General features: G+C 71.7%; 15 protein-coding genes. 5 read left to right on the forward strand and 10 right to left on the reverse strand.

The genetic code is table 11. The features are described 5' to 3' along the window. Positions 1 to 13: 13 nt before the first annotated feature. On the forward strand, positions 14 to 391 hold the full coding sequence (locus ADL15_RS21380; protein ID WP_083971536.1) for an effector-associated constant component EACC1: 378 nt from the start codon (positions 14 to 16) through the stop codon (positions 389 to 391). Next, positions 388 to 2223, forward strand: a complete 1836-nt coding sequence (locus ADL15_RS21385; RefSeq protein ID WP_067693921.1) for a caspase family protein — start codon at positions 388 to 390, stop codon at positions 2221 to 2223. Before ADL15_RS21380 ends, ADL15_RS21385 begins: the two co-directional genes overlap by 4 nt. Before the next feature lie 7 nt (positions 2224 to 2230). On the opposite strand, the gene ADL15_RS21390 is transcribed toward ADL15_RS21385, so the two are convergent. Beyond that, entirely contained in the window at positions 2231 to 3664 is a 1434-nt protein-coding gene (locus ADL15_RS21390; RefSeq protein ID WP_198170927.1) for a glycoside hydrolase family 76 protein, read from the reverse strand. 111 nt (positions 3665 to 3775) lie between these two features. Here ADL15_RS21390 and ADL15_RS21395 point away from each other — a divergent pair, with 111 nt between their 5' ends. Beyond that, a complete protein-coding gene (locus tag ADL15_RS21395; protein ID WP_157441497.1) occupies positions 3776 to 4549 on the forward strand; it encodes a hypothetical protein in 774 nt (257 codons plus the stop codon). Between the two features lie 27 nt (positions 4550 to 4576). On the opposite strand, the gene ADL15_RS21400 is transcribed toward ADL15_RS21395, so the two are convergent. The 3 genes from ADL15_RS21400 to ADL15_RS53105 are packed head-to-tail and all read right to left on the reverse strand — an operon-like array spanning position 4577 to position 6109. Then, on the reverse strand, positions 4577 to 5467 hold the full coding sequence (locus tag ADL15_RS21400) for a M48 family metalloprotease (RefSeq protein ID WP_067693927.1): 891 nt from the start codon (positions 5465 to 5467) through the stop codon (positions 4577 to 4579). After that, complete coding sequence (locus ADL15_RS21405) at positions 5464 to 5844, reverse strand: BlaI/MecI/CopY family transcriptional regulator (protein WP_067693930.1); 381 nt, start codon at positions 5842 to 5844, stop codon at positions 5464 to 5466. The genes ADL15_RS21400 and ADL15_RS21405 overlap by 4 nt, the downstream gene beginning before the upstream one ends. 46 nt (positions 5845 to 5890) lie before the next feature. Further along, positions 5891 to 6109, reverse strand: a complete 219-nt coding sequence (locus ADL15_RS53105; RefSeq protein ID WP_157441498.1) for a hypothetical protein — start codon at positions 6107 to 6109, stop codon at positions 5891 to 5893. Positions 6110 to 6188: 79 nt separating this feature from the next. Here ADL15_RS53105 and phoA point away from each other — a divergent pair, with 79 nt between their 5' ends. Further along, positions 6189 to 7535, forward strand: a complete 1347-nt coding sequence (phoA, locus tag ADL15_RS21410; protein WP_067693933.1) for an alkaline phosphatase — start codon at positions 6189 to 6191, stop codon at positions 7533 to 7535. Positions 7536 to 7591: 56 nt separating this feature from the next. On the opposite strand, the gene ADL15_RS21415 is transcribed toward phoA, so the two are convergent. From ADL15_RS21415 to ADL15_RS21435, 5 genes are all read right to left on the reverse strand, one after another. After that, positions 7592 to 8206, reverse strand: coding sequence for a hypothetical protein (locus ADL15_RS21415; RefSeq protein WP_067693936.1), 615 nt, complete (start codon positions 8204 to 8206; stop codon positions 7592 to 7594). Then, positions 8203 to 9531, reverse strand: a complete 1329-nt coding sequence (locus tag ADL15_RS21420) for a hypothetical protein (protein WP_067693939.1) — start codon at positions 9529 to 9531, stop codon at positions 8203 to 8205. Before ADL15_RS21420 ends, ADL15_RS21415 begins: the two co-directional genes overlap by 4 nt. Then, positions 9528 to 10334, reverse strand: coding sequence for an ABC transporter ATP-binding protein (locus tag ADL15_RS21425; protein ID WP_067694060.1), 807 nt, complete (start codon positions 10332 to 10334; stop codon positions 9528 to 9530). Before ADL15_RS21425 ends, ADL15_RS21420 begins: the two co-directional genes overlap by 4 nt. 72 nt (positions 10335 to 10406) lie before the next feature. Beyond that, on the reverse strand, positions 10407 to 11195 hold the full coding sequence (locus ADL15_RS21430; protein ID WP_067693944.1) for a cupin domain-containing protein: 789 nt from the start codon (positions 11193 to 11195) through the stop codon (positions 10407 to 10409). Beyond that, entirely contained in the window at positions 11192 to 11737 is a 546-nt protein-coding gene (locus ADL15_RS21435) for an RNA polymerase sigma factor (protein WP_067693947.1), read from the reverse strand. Before ADL15_RS21435 ends, ADL15_RS21430 begins: the two co-directional genes overlap by 4 nt. 138 nt (positions 11738 to 11875) lie before the next feature. Between ADL15_RS21435 and ADL15_RS21440 the strand changes: the two genes are divergently transcribed. Then, a complete protein-coding gene (locus tag ADL15_RS21440) occupies positions 11876 to 19393 on the forward strand; it encodes a type I polyketide synthase (protein WP_067693950.1) in 7518 nt (2505 codons plus the stop codon). A gap of 14 nt (positions 19394 to 19407) precedes the next feature. Here the strand turns inward: ADL15_RS21440 and ADL15_RS51575 are convergent, their stop codons facing one another. Continuing rightward, entirely contained in the window at positions 19408 to 19563 is a 156-nt protein-coding gene (locus ADL15_RS51575) for an inositol monophosphatase family protein (protein ID WP_232344256.1), read from the reverse strand. Positions 19564 to 19810: the final 247 nt, after the last annotated feature.

A 19810-nucleotide genomic window follows, 5' to 3' on the forward strand; every position in this document is an offset into this window, starting at 1 on the left:
TATCTGTTGATCCATGGACGCCGATCATCACTCACAGAAGACCGCCGCTTCGGGCAACGCCCACCCGGATGATCTGGTCGAGCTGGAGGTCGAGGTGTCCGACCCGGCGCTGCTGTCCTCCCTCGCGCGCTGGCTCGGGCGGTCCCCGGACACCCGGGTGAGACGGGTCGCCGTACCGCCCGGCGCGGGAGAGCTGGGAGCCGCGGACATCGTGATCGCCGTGGTGAGCAGCTCCGCCCTCGCCGCCCTCGTCCAGGTCATCCCGGAGTTCATCCGCTCGAAGCGGTCACCGGTCGTCGTCAAACTGCGCCACAAGGGTCGCACCATCGAAGTCAGTGCCGACAACGCCACCGACGCGGCCACCATGTTAGACAAGCTGACCGGCCAGTGACCGAGGTCGACCTCGGTGCGTCTCGTGCGGTGCTCATCGGCACCTGGTCGTACACCTCAGCTGACCTTCCGGACGTTCCGGCGGCGCGCAACAGCCTGGAGCTGATGCGGACCACGCTGACCAGTGACATCTGCGGCTGGCCGCAGAGCAGTGTCACCACCCTGCGAAATCCGGGTTATCCGTCCGATCTGCCGGATCAGCTGGTCCAGCTGTTCGGCGAGGCCCGCGACGTCGCGTTGTTCTATTTCGTCGGACACGGGCAGGTGGACGAGGAGGACCAGCTCTGCCTCTGCACCGCCAGGTCGGTGACCGAAGCGCCCCGGCGCAGCACGACGAGTCTCGGATACGGTGCCGTGCGCCGGGCCCTGCAGCGTTCCCCGGCGCGCGTCAAGATCGTCATTCTGGACTGCTGCTATTCGGGTATCGCGACCGAACAGGCGAACAGCCTGTCCGGATCCTCGGCGGACCTGGCGGTCCGCGCCAGGGCGAACGGTGTGTACACCATGGCGGCCAGCGGCCCGTTCGGCGCGGCCTGGTTCGAGTCCACCGGGTCCGGCGGCGAGCCGCCTCTCACGTACTTCACCAAGAACTTCGCCACGGTGCTGCGGGACGGGATCGCCGGCGAACCTGGCCGGCTCCGCCTCAACCCGATCTATCTGGAGGTCCATTCCCGGCTCCTCGCCGACGGCAAGCCCTCACCGACCCGGCGCACCAGCGACACCGCCGACGAGTTCGAGTTCGCCCGCAACGCGATCCCGGCGGTACTCCAGCGTGATCCGAAGCGGGAGAACCTGGAACTGCGGGAGATCCTCGAGGCCCGGGAGAAGGAACTCGAGAACTCCCGGTTGGAGCAGAAGCAGCTCGCCGAGCAACTGGCCAGCATGCAGGCCCGGCTGAGCGCAGAGACGCGGAAACCGGCCGTCGCGGACGTCGTCCCACCGCCGGAAGAGTCCCCTGACCCGGTGGAAGAGTCCCCTGACCCGGTGGAAGACGTCAGACAGCAGACGGACCGGCTGGCCGATGAACTACGCGGCGCCGAGAGCCGCGTACGTGAGGACGAGGCGCGCGTCCACGAACTCACCCGGCCGAAAGCGGCCGGCAGCACACGCAAGCCGGCGGAACAGCCGGGCTACGGCACGACGCGATCCGGCGGCGTCCTACGGCATCGCCGGATCGTGCAGGCGATCAGCGCGACACTGCTCGTGGCCCTGCCCGCCTCCGGCATGTTCTTCAGCTTGCTCGACGACCCCGGTGACCCTCAGGGCGAAAGACAAGCGCCCAGCTCCCCGGCGTCGACCACCAGAGCCACGCCGACCGACGGAGCGGACGCCTCCTTCCACGCGGCGTCCGAGTCGTTCAAGGCCACGGCTCCCTGGCGCCTGGAAACCACCGGTGTCAGCTGCTGGGTGGAACTGCTCAACAGCTCCGACGAGGCCGTCGGCGAGGTGTACAGCACCAACGACGCCAGCGGCACCGCCTGGCTCCAGGTGCGCTCCTCGGGAACCTTCCGGTACCGGATCAGCAAGACCTCCGGAACGTGCACGGCCCGCCCGCGCCCCGGCGCCGGCGCGGCGTCACTTCCGTTCACGATCACACAGACGCGATCGGACTCGCTGCTCATCAGCGGGGTCGAGAAGATTCGCGTCCTCGCCACCCCGGTCGAGGACCAATGCGACGTGCTCATCCGCGACGGCGACACCGGCAAGACCCTCCAGGAGAAGATCGGCAACCCTGGTGATCCCCTCACGTTCGAGGCTCGGCTCGACGGTCGCCGCACGCTGGTCTCGGCCGGCGTGGTGCATTGTGCGGTGACGGTCAGCGCCACCGGGTGAGATCGGCTCAGGGGGCGGCGTTGAGCAGGTCCAGCGCGCTGTGCTGGCAGCTGTGGTTGGTCCCGGCGAACGGGCCGGCCCAGTGCGAGCCGTACATGTCGAGGCTGTCGCGGTCGCGGCTGTAGGCGCTGTCGGCGTTGCGGGTCAAATAGGTGTTGTAGGCGCCGCCGGCCGCCGCGTTCAGCACGCCGAGACCCCGGATCGCCGCGCCCTTGAACGACGCGCCGTCGCCGGAGCAGGCGTCCGGCTCGTTCGGTTCGCGCAGGATCCCGCCGGGCGACAGGTAGGTGCTACCGGTCATCGCGTCACCGATGCGCCGGGCCACACTCAGGGCGTTGGCGTCGCCGGTAAGCTTGTTCAGCTGCACCAAGGCATTGATCAAAACCCCTTGATTGTACGACCAGGTCACGTCCCCGTTGTTCTTGCACGTGCTCAGGTTGACGCCGTCGTTGACCAGGCTCGAACCGTTGATCATGCCGGTCCCCTGGAACCAGGTCCAGGCCTGCTGGGCGCGGCCGCGATAGGTGACGTCGCCGCTGATCCGCTGGCTGAGCATCGCGTTGAGCTGGATGTACAGGCTGTTCTCGATGGCGTTCTTGTTCTTGCGATCGGTCTTCCACCACACGCCGCCACCGCAGGTCGCGTCCCAGTAGCTGTACATGTGGTCGGCGTCCGCCCGCGCGGTGCTGAGATAGCGGCTGTCACCCGTGACGTCGTAGGCGGCCACCCAGGCCAGGCCCCACCAGCCGGTGTCGTCGAGGAACTCGTTGCGGAACTGCCCCTGCCGGGCGTTGACGTTCTTGTCGTACGTGCTCGCGATCGCGTACTGATAGCTGTGCATGCCGCTGCGCCTGATGTTGTCGATCACGGCGGTGAGCGCGTTCGCGCCGGTCCACCAGCCGTTGCCGTCGAACAGGCCGGTGCCCCGGTCGAACCGCATCATCAGGGCGGTCGCGGCGGCCGTGCGGCGGTCCCAGGCGTTCCAGTTGCTGCGCGCCCACGACGTGCAGCTGATCTCGGCCCGGTCGCCGGCCTTGCCGCAGGCCCGCAGCGCCCCGACACCTGTGGTGTTCCAGTCGTCGACGTTGTACTGCCCGGTGCGCCAGCCGGTCGAGCCGGCCGGAACGGTGGTGACGCCGAGCCTGCTGTCCCCGGCCCAGGTGCGCCCGCCGTCGAACGAGCGATCCAGCCACACCTGGTCACCGGCCTGCCCGCCGTCGACCGTGGCCCAGGCCATCGCGTCGGTGTCGTTGACGTGCAGCCGGAACGTGCGCCCGTACAGCGCGCTGGTCACCGCGATCCGGTCGCCAGCGGCCGAGCCGGCGTCGCGCCCGTCGCAGTAGCGATTGCAGACCACCGCCTGCACCGCGGCCCGCACCGGCACCGCCGGCAGCACCACACCGACGGCGAGCACGGTTGCCAGCACACCCCGAGCCATCATGACCGCTCCCGCCGCTCGACAACGTTGTCACATTTGACATCGAGATTAATCAATTAGTCAAGAGTGTTAACTCTAACGACGCCCGCGCCTCCCGCTACAGTGACGCCCATCATGATCAATGGACGGGGTTTCGGGATGCGGGCACGACAGCTGATGGTCACCGGCACGATCGTGCTCACGGCAGCGGCCGGCTGCTCCGCCAGCGATGACGGCGCGCCCGCCACGAACCCCTCCCCCGAGCCCGCGGTCAGCATCCCGGCCGATCCCACGCAAGCGTTCGCCGCGGCGAAAGCCCGGCTCGGCACCCAGTCCGCCCACTTCGGCCAGGACACCGGCGACGGTCGGTACGACTACACCGGCACCGTGGATGCGAAGACCGGCAGCTGGGAGATCACCGGCAAGGAGTACGTCGTCCGCCGCGTCGGCACCGAGCTCTACGTCCGGGCCGGCGGCACGATCCTGGAGTCCATGCTGATCGAGCCGGCCGTGCGCGACCGGCTCGCGGCGGGCGCCTGGGCGCACACCGCGCTGCCGAACGGCCATGAGCTCTCGGTCACGTTCCACGACGAGTTCCCGTGGAACCTGACCAACCCGGCGCTCCAGGCCAAGGACGTCACCAAGACCGGGGACCGCTCGTTCACCGGCACGCGCACGATCACGCAGTCGCCGTACTCGTCGCAACCGACCGTCAAGAAGTTCAAGGTCGGCGCCGCCCTCGACGCGCAGGGCCGCTTCGCCGAGATCGACCTCTACCTCAACCCGAAGACCCCCGCACGACCCGCGATCTTCCGGTTCACCGACTTCGGGACGCCGGCCGACATCACCGCACCGGGCGACGTGGTCGAGGCCGACCGGACGATCCTGAGCGGACTCGCACTGTCCTGAGGTTCCGGCCCGCCCGCAGGCGCCGGCTTACAACCAGGCGCGAGCCAGCGCGATGAACTCCGCGGTCGCCACGGTCGCGACCGCGAGAAGAACCACCACCACCAGCATGGGTACGACCAGACGGCGCCGCCGGGGCGCCGGCGCCGGTGCGGTCAGCGCGCGGACCCGCTGGACCGCGGCGCCACCGCCGATGCCCAGCGCCGTCAGCGGCGGGGTGCCGGCGGTCGCCAGCGCGGCGCGGGCCACCGCCTTGGCGGTCAGCACCCGGTCGCCGACGTCCGCGGCCGCATCCTCGTCGGCCCAGCGTTCCACCAGGTAGGCGACGGTCTCGCGGACCGGGATCAGCAGCGGGTTGAGCGCGGCCGCGGCAGCCGCCGCGGCGACCAGCCGGTGATGGTGCCGGTCGAGGTGGGCGCGCTCGTGGGCGAACAGCACCCGGCGCTCGTCCGCGTCGAGCAGCCGCAGGATGCCGGTGGTGACCAGCAGGTGCCCGGGGCGGCGCGCGGTGCCCGGCACCGCCACGGCCATCGGCGTGGCCAGGTCGGCCACCACGAACCGCTCCCCCGGCTCGCTGATGGCGCGCAGGTCACGGTAGGTGGCCAGACGCAGTCGTACGTCGGTGAGCAGCCGGGCCCCGCCCGCGAGCAGCAGCAGGCCGGCGACCAGGGCGATCGGGCCGGGGACCGGCTCGGGCAGCTCGAGCGTCGGGTGGTCGTCGAGCGCGGACAGCGGCGGCAGATCGTCCAGCATGGTCAGCGCCAGCAGGATCAGCGACCAGGTCGAGCAGGCGGCGGCGATGACCGCGGCGACGGTGAGCGCCCACGCGGCCGAGCCCGGGGTGCCGCGGGCGGCGATCCGCCGGGCCGTGACCGTCAGCGGCAACGCCAGCAGCAGCGGCAGGTAGACGGCGAACGTCACGGCTGCCGGCGTTGCTCGGTGCCGGCGAGCAGGTCGCGCAGCAGCTCGGCGTCGGCGTCGTCGAGCGCCTCGGCGAAATGCTGCAGCACCGCGCGCCGGTCCGGCAGGCCGGCCAGGGCGGCCCGCATCCGGGAGGCGGCCGCGGTGGCGGCGTCCTCGACCGGCCAGTAGACGTGTCCCCGCCCGGCCCGGCGGCGCTCGACGGTCTTCTTCTCGTGCAGCCGGATCAGGATGGTCTGCACGGTGTTGTACGCGAGCTCACCGCCGAGCTCGCGTTGCACGTCGGCGGCGGTCATCGGCGTCGCGGCGGCCCACAGGACCCCCATCACGCCGGCCTCGAGCGTGCCCGGCGCACGGCGCCCGTCCTTCGTCGTCACTGTTCGCTGACCTCCGCGCCCAGAATAGCCCGGCCCATAATCCTACTCACTGTAGGAGGTAGGGCGCGCTGCCCACCGCCACCAGCGCCGTGACCCGGTCCGCCGCGATGCTGGAGATCGCGGCGTGCCCGACGTACACAATCCTGGTCTTGATCTTGGTCGTGCACCCGGTGGCGAAGCGGCCGGCAGCCGGTACGACCGCCCGGACCGAAATATCACGAAGGCAGTTCTCTTCGCCGTCCCGTAGTCGCTCGTTTGCGGACACGGCACCCCGGCGCCACCTCCCGGCTGCCGGCGGCTGATGGCCTGATCCCCGACCACGATCTATCAGGGAGTACGCACCTATGAACATCCGAGGACGTGTGGCCTTCGCGGCCGCTGCCGTCGCGGTCGTCGCGATCCCGTCGATGGCGATGGCCGGTGACTCCCACCAGGACAAGACGTCGGCCGCCAAGCACGCGATCCAGGGCGGCACCGCCCGCAACGTCATCCTGCTGATCGGTGACGGCATGGGCGACAGCGAGATCACCATCGCCCGCAACTACCAGGTCGGCGCGGCCGGCCGGCTGGCCATGGACACGCTGCCGCTGACCGGGGCGTACACCACCTACGCGGTGCAGAAGGCGAACCCGGCGCTGCCCGAGTACGTGACCGACTCGGCCGCGTCCGGCACCGGCTGGGCGACCGGCCACAAGACCTACAACGGCGCGATCTCGGTGCTGCCCGACGGCAAGCCGGTCCCGACCGTGCTGGAGCTGGCGAAGAAGGCCGGCTACCGCACCGGCGACGTCACCACCGCCGAGCTGCAGGACGCCACCCCGGCCGTGCTCGGCTCGCACGTGGTCGACCGTGGCTGCAAGGGCCCGCAGTCGATGACCGCGTGCGCCGTCAACGACAAGGTCAACGGCGGGGCCGGCTCGATCGCCGAGCAGCTCGTGCAGACCCGGCCGGACGTCCTGCTGGGCGGTGGCAAGGTCTTCTTCGACCAGACCGTGCAGGCCGGCAGTTTCCAGGGCAAGACCGTGACCGACCAGGCCAAGGCGGCCGGCTACCAGGTCGTCACCGACGCGGCCGGGCTGGCCGGCGCGTCGCACAAGGCCCCGATCCTGGGCGCCTTCGCGCCGAACAACATGGACGTCGAGTGGGTCGGCCCGACCCCGACGCGGACCGGCACCACCCCGGTCCGGTGCGCCACCAACACCGCCCGCACGGCGACCCAGCCGCACCTGGTCGACATGACCACCAAGGCCCTCGACGTGCTCGACAAGCAGACCAAGCACAGCAAGAAGGGCTTCTTCCTGCAGGTCGAGGGCGCCTCGATCGACAAGCAGGACCACGCCGCGAACCCGTGCGGCCAGATCGGTGAGACCGTGGCGTTCGACGCCGCGATCAAGAAGGCGCTCGACTACCAGAAGTCGCACCGCGACACCCTGGTCGTCGTCACCGCCGACCACGGCCACACCAGCCAGATCGTCGAGGCGGCCACGCTCGGCTACACCGCGACGCTGATCACCCACGACAACGCGAACATGACGATCAGCTACGCCACCGCCGAGATCACCGGCTCGCAGCAGCACACCGGCACCGAGGTGCGCATCGCCGCCGGTGGCCCGCAGGCCGCCAACGTCCTGGGCGTCACCAACCAGACCGACCTGTTCTACACGATGAAGCGGGCGCTCGGCATCCGCTGACCTCCGCTACCAGCCGGGTGCCCCGGGAGACGTCGTTCTTCCGGGGCACCCGGCTGTCAGGCGGCGGCTCGTGCTGATGTGGCCGATCGGGATCCTCGCCGGATGTAGCCGGCGGCGCCGAGGGCGAGCAGTACGGCTGCGGTAGTTCCGGCTGCCGTGGATTCAGCGGCTTGCACGGGCCAGCCGAGAATCTGGCCGAGCACGCCGTCCCCGGTGGTACGGCTGATCGGCAGGAACGGTGGAATGGTGATGAAGGGGACCAGATAGAACCACGATCGAGCGCCACCGAGGGTCGCGGCGCCCAGACTGATCAGACCCAGCGCGCCCGCGCAGTTGCGCACGAGGGCGACCGGCTCGCCGTATCCGTGCGCGGTACCGGCCACCGACAGCAGCAGACCGAGGATGACCAGGGCGGCGAGGGCCAGGTGCAGGGCACGCCGAGTCGGCCAGGGCAGTGCCGCGGTGCGATCCAGGTCGGGGTCGGCACCGGTGAGAGTGGTGCCGGCGGCGACCGCGGCGAAGCCGATGGCGGCCATGGCCAGGGGCGCCGGCAGGGTGTCCGGTGGCGAGATCGCGGTCCAGATCGCCCAGAGGCCCCACACCAAGGCCGCGGCGCCCATCATGGCGGCCGGTACCCGGCGTGCGCGAAGGTGGTGAACCAGCCCTGTCATCGCGGGCCGTCCATCAGGATGTCCCACAGGGCGTCGGCGTTGCAGGCGAGGCCGGCCTCGCGGAGCGCGGCGATGCGGGCCACCTGTTCGGCTGCCGGCCGTGACGTCAGCCGCTGCCACGCCTCGACGACTTTCTGTTCCGTGGCCGGTGGCGGGGTGTCGAGCAGCCAGTACGCGGCGGCGAGCCGGGCAGCCTCGTACGATTGCCAGTTGCTGGCGTCTCCGCAGCTGATCACCCCGGCGCCGGTCAGCAGTTGCAGCGTGACCTGTGCGGTGTCGATCTCCGCGGCCTGTCCGGTCGGGATATAGAAACGGACGGTCTGCGCCGACGGGGTGTCCTGCTCGGCCGGGTCACCGCTGATGACCTCGACCCCCTCCTCGACGGCGGTGGGTGGATCCGGCAGGCGGCTGAGGCGGCGCAGGGCGTCGACGGACGGCGCAACGGCGTCGGGGAGCATGCCGGCGTGTACCCGTCTGACACAGACGCGGGGCGTTCCGTCGGCGCAGACCAGTTCCCGGGCACCGGCGTCGGCGGCGTCGACGCTGCTGGCCGGGCCGGTCGGGGCCAGCAGGAGCAGCGCGGTCACGGCGCCGGCCACGGCCGGGAGGACGGCAGCCGTACGGGCGCGGGCGCCGATGGCCGCCAGTAGCAGGAATCCGGTGGCGGCCAGGGCGAGCGCCCAGATGGACTGGGCCAGACTCAGCGGGGCCGGCACGATGGCGAAATCGCCGCTCTGGCCGAGCACCGGCGACAGCAGGGCGACACGCTGCTGGACGCGGCCGGCGTCGTAGGCGGACAGCAGGCCGGGGGCGCTGGCCAGGATCAGTCCGGCGATGGCCAGCGCCGGCGCGGTGAACCGCGACGGTACGACGGCGCCCAGGCCCATGCCCAGCAGTCCCGCGGCGAGCAGCAGCGGCGGGCCGGTGGCGATGACGGCGAACGCGGCGGGGTTGACGTAGGTCGCCGAGCCGGCCACCAGCGGCAGGCACGCGGCCACGGTCAGCAGGTAGGCGACGGTGACGGTGGAGCACAGCGCGAGGGCCGGAGACGCGGCGCGTTGCCAGGCGGGCCGGGCCGTGCTGGTGAACAACTCGCCGACGCGCCCACGGCGGTCACGGTCGCTCAGCCACGCCCCGGCGGCGAGGGTGAGTGGCCAGGTGAAGCCCATCGCACTGCGCAGCGTCGTCGCCAGCGGGGACCATCGGCTGCTCCACGCCTCGGGTCCGAAGAGCAGATACATCGCGGCGAGGCCGAGGAGCAGCACGATCAGCCCGCTGCCCACCGCAGCGCTGCGACGCAGGTCGATGCCGAGCGCGCGGATCATGCGCCGGCCTCGCGCCGGGCCTGGCGGACCAGCGCGGAGTAGCCGCGTTCAGCGGCACTGTCCCCGGCGTCACCGGTACCGCCGTGGTCGGCCAGTTCCGCGGGCGTGCCCTGCCACACCACCCGGCCGGCATGGACGATGACCACATCGGTGCACGAGGCCACCACGTCCTCGACCAGGTGGGTGGAGACCAGCACGCAGGTGTCGGCGCCGAGATCGCGGAGCAGTTCGCGGAAGGTCAGCCGCTGCTCCGGGTCGAGACCCACGGTGGGCTCGTCGAGAAGCAGCAACGCCGGGTCGTTGACGATCGCCTGGGCGACCCCGGCACGACGCAGCATCCCGCCGGACAGCTGTTTGAGCTTGCTGTCGGCACGGTCGGTGAGCCCGACCCGGGCGATCGCTCGTTCGGTGGCCACGGCGACATCGGTCGTGGGCACCTCCTTGAGCCAGGCCATGTAGGCGACGAACTCGCGGACGGTGAACTTCGGGTAGTAGCCGAACTCCTGCGGCAGATAACCCATCATGCGGCGGATCGGCCGCAGGTCGGCCCGGAGCTCGTGCGCCGGTCGGCCCAGGAGTTCCAGGCGGCCGCCCGCCGGCCTCAGCACGGTGGCCAGCGCGCGCATCAGCGTGGTCTTCCCGGCGCCGTTGGGGCCCAGCAGGCCGTGGACGCCGACACCGAGGCGCAGGTCGAGGCCGGTGACCGCCAGATGCCGGCCGGCCCGGACCTGCAAGCCGTGTGCCTGCACCGCGTGGTCCCACGTGGCCGGCGCCACCGCGGCTTCGGGCAGAGTTCGTACCATCATCGCTCCTTGGACATCGACCATCAGCTGCCCGGCGGCAGCGGAAGAACCGGGGGGAAGTGGTTTTTTTGATCAGTTGCGGCTGGCGAGCCGCTGGAAAGCATCGGCGCGGCTCCAGACCAGAGCGGCCAGTGCCAGTCCGGTCGCTGCCCAGACCGGGGCGGTGCCGGCGTTCAGCACAGCGGGCAGCTGATGGGTCAGCATCGCCGGTGCCGTCACCACGGCGACCCAGGCGGCGGTGACGACGCCGGCAGCCCGTCGCACGCCGAGCAGACTGCCCAGCGCGAGCGTGGCCGAGGTGACGGTCAGGCAGGGCAGCAGCCACAACGCCACCGACGTTCCGGCGGCCCAGCCGACCAGCGCGAGGACCGGCAGCAGCGCCGCGAGCACCGTGACGGTGCGGCGCAGCACCATCAGGACACCTCCCTGAGGGGAGGCGGCGACCAGCTCCCACGCCGGGTCGTCGCGGCGTGAGCAGGCTGCCGCGACGCCGAACAGCGGCACGACCGGGGCGATCAGCAGCACCGGCGACGGATAGTGCGGATTGACCACCTCCAGCAGCAGCGCCGCCAGCAGCGCGCCGACGCTGACCATCAGCCGCGGCAGCAACGACCACGTCGACCATCGGCGCACCACCCCGAGCCGCCGGTGCGGCACCACCGCGGGCAACGCACCGGTGAGCTCGCTGCCGATGCGGGCGACGATCATCGCCGTCTCGGGGGGAACGACCGCACCGAGCCGGCTACGGCAACCGGAGCAGGTCTCCAGGTGCACCTCCACGACCCAGACGGCGGCATCCGGCAGGCTTTCGCTGATCCCGGCATAGCGCGCCAGCAGATCGTCGTCGATGTGCGAGGTCATGACAGCGCCTCCCGCAGCCGCAGGCGGGCCATCCTGGCCCGCAACTTCACCGTGCTCTCGGGTACGCCGAGCAGCGCCGAGGTGTCCCGTACCGAGAGCCCGTCCAGAACCATCGCCTGCAGGACACGCCGGACCTCCGGAGCCAGGGTGTGCAAGGCCCGCAGCAGGTCCGCCTCGACCCGGCCGGCCAGCACCTCGTCCTCCGCGGCGGGCGCCGGCGCCTCGGCGGCGATCGCGAGCGGGAGTTCCGTGGCCCGGGCCCGGTGCCGGAACGCGTCCACCAGGCGGCGTGCCGCGATCGTCCAGATCCAACCGGTCGCGCCGCTCTGCGCCGTACCGGTGAACGACCCGGCCGATCGCCACACCGCCATGTAGGTCTCCTGCAGGACCTCGGCCACGATCTCGTCGTCGGAACACCGGCGCCGCAGCCGGGTTGTCAGCCATGGCGCCGTACGCCGGTACAACTCGTCGAAAGCGGCATGCTCACCGCGCGCGCAGCGGCGAACCAGCTGCACCTCGGTCTCCGCCTCCTGATCACCCACGCTCAGTAGGACGGTGCCGGTCGCCTGACGGATAGCCGCAGCACTGTGACCCGAGCCACATTTCAGCCGGGTGGAGGGGTCGTGCCACCATGGCGCCCACATTGGACAAGCTGCCGGCAAGCGAGAGGCTCCACATCGATGCTGCAACAGGACGCGATCCGGTCGATACCGCAGCTGTTGCAGGAGAACGCCCGACGGTACGGGGAACGGCTGGCGTTCGCCGACGACCGTCGCCGGGTGACATGGGGCGAGTTGGAAAAGCGGACCGCCCGGCTCGCGGCCGGCCTGGGTGTCGGACGCGGCGACCGGGTGGCGTTCGTCCTCGGCAACAGTGTGGACCTGGTGGAATCCGTCCTGGCGGCGGTGCGGGCCTCGGCGATCGGCGTGCCGTTGAACGCGCAGGCGACCGATGCCGAACTGGCCGCCCTGCTCGCCGATTGCGCACCGGCCCTGCTGGTCACCGACGAGCGGCATCTCGACCAGGTCCGCCGGGTGACCGCCGCGGGCCCTCCGGTGCGGCTGCTCGTGGCGGGGGCCGCACCGTTGCCGGCCGGAACGCCGGACGACGACCTGGGCCTGGACGAGCCGGCGTTCATGCTCTACACCTCGGGCACGTCCGGTGCGGCGAGAGCCGCGGTCTCCACCCAGCGGGCCGCGCTCTGGTCGGCATTCACCTGTTACGGCCCGGTGCTCGGGTTGACCGCCGACGACCATCTGCTCTGGCCGCTGCCGATGGCGCACAGTTTCGCCCATTCGCTGTGCATCCTCGGCGTCACGGTGGCCGGTGCGAGCGCCCGGATCGTCGGTGAGCCCGGGCCGGGCCAGGTGACCCGGCTGATCGCCGAGGAGTCGCCGACCGTCCTGGCCGGGGTGCCGGCCGTCTACCGTCAGCTGCTCGACGGTGGCCCGGTGGCCGCCTCGTCGCTGCGGATCGCTCTGACCGCCGGCGCGGCCAGCGACCCGGCGCTGCGCTCTGCGGTGGAGGCGCTGATCGGCGCGCCGCTGCTGGACTGTTACGGCAGCACCGAGACCTGCGGGATGATCGCCGTCGAACCGGCTACCGGGCCCCGGGTCGGTGGCACCAGCGGCCCGCCCGCCCCCGGTGTCGAGGTGCGACTGGTCGACGACGAGATCTGGGTTCGCGGCCCGAATCTGATGCTCGGCTACCACGGCCGGCCCGCGGCGCTGGTCGATGGCTGGTACCGCACCGGCGACCTCGGCCGGCTCGACGCCCACGGCCACGTCAGTGTCGTGGGCCGGGTCAGTGACGTGATCAACCGGGGCGGTCTCAAGGTCGACCCGGCCGAGGTGGAGCTGGCCCTGTGTGCCCTGCCGGGCGTGCGGGACGCGGCCGTGGTGGCTCGCGCTCATGCGGTGCTCGGTGAGGTGCCTGTCGCGTTCGTCGTACCGGCCGACGAGTCGATCGACCCCACCGTCCTGCTCACGGGGCTCGCGCGGCAGCTGTCGTCGTACAAAATCCCTGAAGAGATCTTCCTGGCCCCGATCATTCCGCGTACGTCGTCCGGGAAGCCCCGCCGCCGGCTGCTGCGGGAAACGCTCGTGTCCGGCACCGGGCGCCTCAGCGGGACGCGCTCGCCCGCCGACCTGGTCCGTGCCGAGGTGGCCGCGCTCTGCGGTCCGTTCGACGACCTGGACACGGCGTTCGCGGATCTCGGCCTGACGTCGATGGGTGCGATGACCGTGTGGCATCGGCTCGGTCAGCACACCGGCCTGCGGCTCCCGGCCACCCTGATGTGGGACCACCCCAGTCCGGCCGCGTTGATCAGCTACCTGGAGGCACGCCTTACCGGTGACGTTCGCGATGTTCCCGGCCGCCGGTCGAGGCAGGCCGGCGAACCGATCGCGATCGTGGCGGTCGGCTGCCGGTATCCGGGCGGTGTGCGCACTCCCGAGGACCTGTGGCGACTGGTCGCCGACGGGGTGGACGCCACTAGTGACTTCCCCGCCGACCGCGGGTGGGACGTCGACGCCGTCTACGACCCGGACCCGGACCGGATCGGCAAGACCAGCACCCGGCGCGGTGGCTTCCTGCACGACGCCGCCGACTTCGACCCGGCCTTCTTCGGTATCTCTCCCCGTGAGGCCCTGGCTGCCGACCCGCAGCACCGGATGCTGCTCGAAGTCGCCTGGGAGACCTTTGAACGCGCGGGAATCCCGGCGCCCAGCCTGCGCAACAGCGATACCGGCGTGTTCGTCGGGCTGATGCACGGCGACTACGGTCACCGTCGCGACGCCCACGAGCTGGAGTCGCAGATCGGCCTCGGCTCCGCCGGGAGTCTCGCGTCCGGGCGTATCGCGTACCTGCTGGGCCTGCGCGGCCCCAGCATGACCATCGACACCGCGTGCTCGTCGTCGCTGGTGGCGATGGACCTGGCCGCGAAGGCGCTGCGGGCCGGTGAGTGCACGCTGGCGCTGGCCGGTGGCGCGGCGGTGATGGCGACCCCGCAGTCGTTCATCATCTTCAGCCGGCAGCACGGCCTGGCAGCCGACGGCCGGTGCCGGTCGTTCGCCGCGGGCGCCGACGGCACCGCATGGAGCGAGGGTGCGGGGATGGTCCTGCTGGAGCGTCTGGACGACGCCCGGCGCAACGGGCACCCGGTGCTGGCTGTCCTGCGGGGTTCCGCGGTCAATTCCGACGGTGCCTCCAACGGCCTGACCGCCCCGAACGGTGAGGCGCAGCGTGACCTGATCCGCCTGGCCCTGGCCGACGCGGGCCTGGGGCCCGCCGACGTGGATGTCGTGGAGGGACACGGCACCGGCACCCGGATCGGTGACCCGATCGAGGCCCACGCGCTGCTCGCGACGTATGGCCAGGCTCGCTCCGTCGACCGCCCGCTGCTGCTCGGCTCGGTGAAGTCGAACATCGGGCACACTCAGGCCGCCGCCGGCATCGCCGGGGTGATCAAGATGATCGAGGCGATGCGACACGGGGAGATGCCCCGCTCGCTCCATGCCGAGGAGCCGTCGCCGCACATCGACTGGGCCGGTGGAGCGGTCCGGCTCCTGGACACCGCACAGCCCTGGCCGGCCGGTGATCGTCCCCGGCGGGCCGCGGTCTCCGCCTTCGGCCTGGGCGGCACCAACGCCCACCTCATCCTCGAGGAACCCGGTCACGTCGACGACAGCCGGGACACGCCTGCGCACCTCGGATGGGACGCCGCACCGTGGCTGCTCGGCGGTGCCGACGAGGCGGGGCTGCGGGCCCGGGCGGCTCAGCTCGCCGACGGGTCACCGGACCATCCCGCCCGGGATGTGGCCTTCACCCTGGCGACCGGTCGAGCCGCGCTGCATCACCGGGCAGTCGTCCGGGCCGGTCACCGTGACGGCCTGAACGCGCTGGCTCGCGGTCTCGCGCATCCGTCCGTGCACCGGGCACCCACCCGGCGCGACCCGCGACTGGCCTTCCTCTTCACCGGTCAGGGCGCGCAGCGCCTCGGCATGGGCCGTGAGCTGGCCGAGGCCTTCCCGGACTTCGCCGACACCTTCGACGCGGTGTGTGCGGCGTTCACGCCTCATCTCGACCGGCCCCTGCGGGCGGTGATCGACGGTACGGACGCCGCTCTGCTCGACCGCACCGACTACGCCCAGCCCGCGCTGTTCGCCTTCGAGGTGGCGCTGCACGCGCTCTACCAGTCGTTCGGTGTCCGGCCGGACCGTCTGGCCGGTCACTCACTCGGTGAGATCACGGCTGCCTACGTCGCCGGGGTCTTCTCCCTTGCCGACGCGGTCGTCCTGGTGGCCGCGCGGGGACGGTTGATGGCCACGCTCCCCGCGGGTGGCGCGATGATCGCCGTACGAGCGACCGAGGACGAGGTACGGAAGCTGCTCGCCGCGGCGGACGATCAGGTGTCGATCGCCGCGGTCAACGGTCCGGAGTCGGTCGTGCTCTCCGGCACGTCACAGGCCGTGATCGCGATGGCCGGGCAACTGGACGGACGGTCCGACCGGTTGCGCGTGAGTCACGCCTTCCATTCATCACTTCTCGAGCCGATTCTGGACGACTTCCGCACCGTCGCCGCATCGATCACCTACCACCAGCCGTCGATCCCGGTGTCGAGTGCTCTCGCCGTCCAGGCCGACATGGCCACCGCCGGCTACTGGGTGCGGCACGTACGCGACACGGTCCGTTTCGCCGACGCGGTGACAGGCCTGCAGACGGCCGGTGCCACCGCATACGTCGAGATCGGGCCCGCCGCCGTTCTCGCCCTGCTGGCCGAACGGTGCGTGGCCGCCGATGCCTTCGTACCCGGGACCGCCGGGCTCACCGGGTTCCTCGACAACCTCGCCACCCTGCACGTGCACGGCGCGCCGGTGGACTGGCCGCTGGTGTACGCCGGCAGTGGTGCCCGCCGCCGGGACCTGCCGACGTACCCCTTCCAACGGCGGCGCTACTGGCTGGACAACGCCGAACCGTCGGTGTCGCACCCGATGCTCGGTGACCCGCAACCGGCCGCCGACGGACCGCAGATCCGGTATTCCGGGGTCCTGTCCCCCGCTCGCCAGCCGTGGCTGGCCGACCATGTCATCGGCGACGACGTCATCGTCCCGGCCGCGGCCCTGGTCGAACTCGCCTTCCACGCAGCCGGCACACCCCATCGCACTGCTGTCCGGCTCGCCGAGCTCTCGCTGGGTCTGCCGCTGACTCTCGCCGGGCCCGTCGACGTCCAGGTTGTCGTCGACGCACCGGACCGGGTCGGCGACCGGCTGTTGACCGTCTGGTCACGGCCCGCCGGTTCAGCAGACCGATGGGCTACCCACGCCACCGCCACCCTCACGGCCGCGACCGGCCACGTGCCGGACGTTCCCGCGACGTGGCCACCGCCCGGCGCACGACCCGTCACCGTCGACTACGCGCGGCTCGCCGCCGCCGGCTTCCACTACGGCCCGGCGTTCCGCGCGGTCACCGCGGTCTGGCAAGGACCCGACGAGGTGTACGCGGAGGTGAGCCTGCCGTCCGTGGCGGCTGCCGGCGCCGCTCGCTTCGGTGTGCACCCGGCCTTGCTCGATGCGGCGCTGCACGCCGTCCTGCTGGCCGAGCAGCCCGACCGGCTCCGGGTGCCGTTCGTTCTCCACGGCATCGAACTGCACGCCGCCGCCGCGACCACCGCGCGGGTGGTCCTGTCCCCGATCGGCCCCGACAGCGCCCGGATCACCGTCACCGACCACTCCGGCCGCCCGATCGTCACCGTCGACGCGATGGAGACCCGCCCGATCGACGGCCCGGATGCGGCGGCGTCGGCCGCCCGCCGCTCACTGCACCGTCTCACCTGGGTTCCCTCCCCCACCACCCGGGACGAGACCCCGCACCACATCGTCCACATCGCCGAGCCCTCCGGCGACGTGCCCGCCCGGACCCGTGCCATGCTGACCAGAGCCCTTGCCGAGGTCAACGGTTGGCTCGCCGCCGACCAGCCCGGCCGGCTCGTGATCGTGACCGAGCGGGCCACCGCCGACGACCCCGATCCGGCCGCCGCAGCGGTCTGGGGTCTCCTCGGCAGCGCCCAGAGCGAACACCCCGGCCGTATCACCGTCGTCGATCTGTGTGGCGCGCCCGCCTCCGCGGCCGTCCTGCCGCAGGCCGCCGAGCTGGCCGAACCCCGGGTTGCCGTGCGCAACGGCGCCATCCTCGCACCGCGCCTGGCCCTCGCCGGCCCGGCCGACGCGACCCCCGCCGCGCTGGACCCCGCGGGACCGGTCCTGATCACCGGCGGGACCGGTGCCCTCGGCGCGATCCTGGCCCGCCACCTGGTCACCGCGTACGGAGTACGCGATCTCGTCCTCGCGAACCGGTCGGGAACCGCACCCGCCTGGGTCGACGATCTGGAGGCACGGGTGACCGTCACCGCCTGTGACCTCAGTGACCGGACAGCCGTCGCCTCCCTGGTCACCTCCTGCGGGCCCGCGTTGACCGGGGTGTTCCACCTGGCCGGGGTCCTGGACGACGGGGTGCTGACCGCGATGACTCCCGCACGGATCGCCACTGTCCTGGCTCCCAAGGCGGATGCCGCCTGGTATCTGCACCAGGCCACGAAAGACCTGGACCTGGCGGCGTTCGTGCTCTACTCCTCGGCGTCCGGCGTGCTCGGCAGGCCGGGCCAGGCCAACTACGCCGCCGCGAACGCCTTCGTCGACGCCGTCGCCGCCCACCGCGCCGCCCTCGGGCTGCCGGCCCAATCACTGGCCTGGGGCCTGTGGGAGGCCGACGACGGTGGCATGGCCGCCCGCACGGCGGCCGGTGCGGCCCGACGGGTGCTGACCGACGGCGGCATCCGGGCGATCAGCGCGACACAGGGCACGGCGCTGCTGGACCGGGCTCTGCGGACCGCCGCGACGCTGCTCGTACCGATCGTGATCGACGTGCCGGCAACGGGCGCGCCGCCGATCCTCAGCGGGCTCGTCCCCCGCCGGCCGGCACCCGCCGGGCCGGGCATCACGCACGCCGAGGCTCCAGGGAACACCGGTGGCCAGCCCGGCGACTGGCGGGAGGTGCTGGCGCGCCTGCCGGTGGACGCCCGGAACGGGGCCCTGTCGACGCTGATCCACGCCGAGATCGCCGACCTGCTCGGCTACCCCGATCCGGAGGCGGCGCCGCTGGGCAACGGCCGGCACCTCAAGGACCTCGGCTTCGACTCACTGGCGACCATTCAGCTCCGCGACCGGCTCAGCGCCGTCACCGGCGTACGGCTGAAGGCGACGATCGCCTTCGACCACCCGACGCTGGCCGACCTGACCGCGCACGTGTACGCGGCCATGGACGGATTCGCCGCGCCGGAGGAGACGGAGCCCGCGGTCGTCGCCAGCGAACGGTTCACCGCCATCTACCACCGGGTGATCCGCGACCAGGGCGCCCCGGCGGCGATGACGTTGCGCTACGTCGCCTCCTACGGACTGCCCACGTTCGGCTCCGAGCTCCGTGCCCGGCACGCCGTCGCCCCGGTGCGCCTCGCAACCGGTGAACCGCACCGGCCAGTCTTGATCTTCTTCCCGGGTTTCCTGGCCCTGCACGATCCGACGCCGACCGGGCTGGGTGAGGCAGTTGACGGCGACTACGACCTGCACATGCTCACCCATCCCGGGTTCGGGGCCCGCAGGGACGTCCCGGACAGCGTGGACACCCTGGTGCGACTGCACGCCGACACGGTTCACGCCGTCGCCGGCGACCGGCCGTTCGTGCTGATCGGCGACAGCACCGGCGGCGGGGTCGCCCATGCCGTCGCCACCCACCTGGGCGCAGCGGGCACACCACCACGGGGCGTCATCATGATCGACTCCCATGACGGCGCCGAGGGCCGCGACGATCCGAGGCTGCTCGCGCTCGTGGCGGCCGACCGCAACCGGCCGGCGGAGATGTTCGACGGCGTCTTCTCCGACGCCATGATGATCGCTGGCGGGGCCTACGTGCGGATCTTCGACGGCTGGCGGCCGGAACCCGCGGGGCTGCCTACCCTCCTGCTGCGTGCGGCACCGACCCGGGAGATGATCGATGCCGATCCCGCCCGGGACTGGCGACCGCGCTGGCCGGTGCCGCACGACGTTGCCGACATCCCCGGTGACCACTACACGACGCTGAACACCGACGCCGGTGCCACCGCGGACGCCATCCGGTTCTGGCTGCGCGACAACGGCCACGCATGACTACGAGTTCCCTGTCAGTGCGCGCCTACCCCTTGCAGTACCGCCAGCAGTTCCTCGTGCAGGCCGGGAGCCGCCGCGAGGATGTCGGTGCAACCGGGTTGCCAGGACTCACCGTGCAGGTCGGTGACCACGCCTCCCGCCTCGGTGACGAGCAGTACGCCCGCGGCCACCAGCGCGCTGCGGGCCGGATCTCGGCGAGTGCGGGTCGCAGCATGCCGGTGACCAGTGCGTCCAACTGCCTGCCGGCCGTTGCCATCTCCGCCTTGCCCGCTGGGCGCGCCGAGCCGGCGTACCCGGTAAGCAGTGCTTCACCAGCCTGGAGGACCACGGCCTTGACCTGTTCGAGGAGCTGTTCCATTGACGGTCTCTTGAACTACGGAGTTCAGGTCTGCCGTCGGGAATGCGTCAACGATCTAT

This window comes from Actinoplanes awajinensis subsp. mycoplanecinus (assembly GCF_001509495.1).
GTDB classification, from domain to species: Bacteria; Actinomycetota; Actinomycetes; order Mycobacteriales; family Micromonosporaceae; genus Actinoplanes; species Actinoplanes palleronii.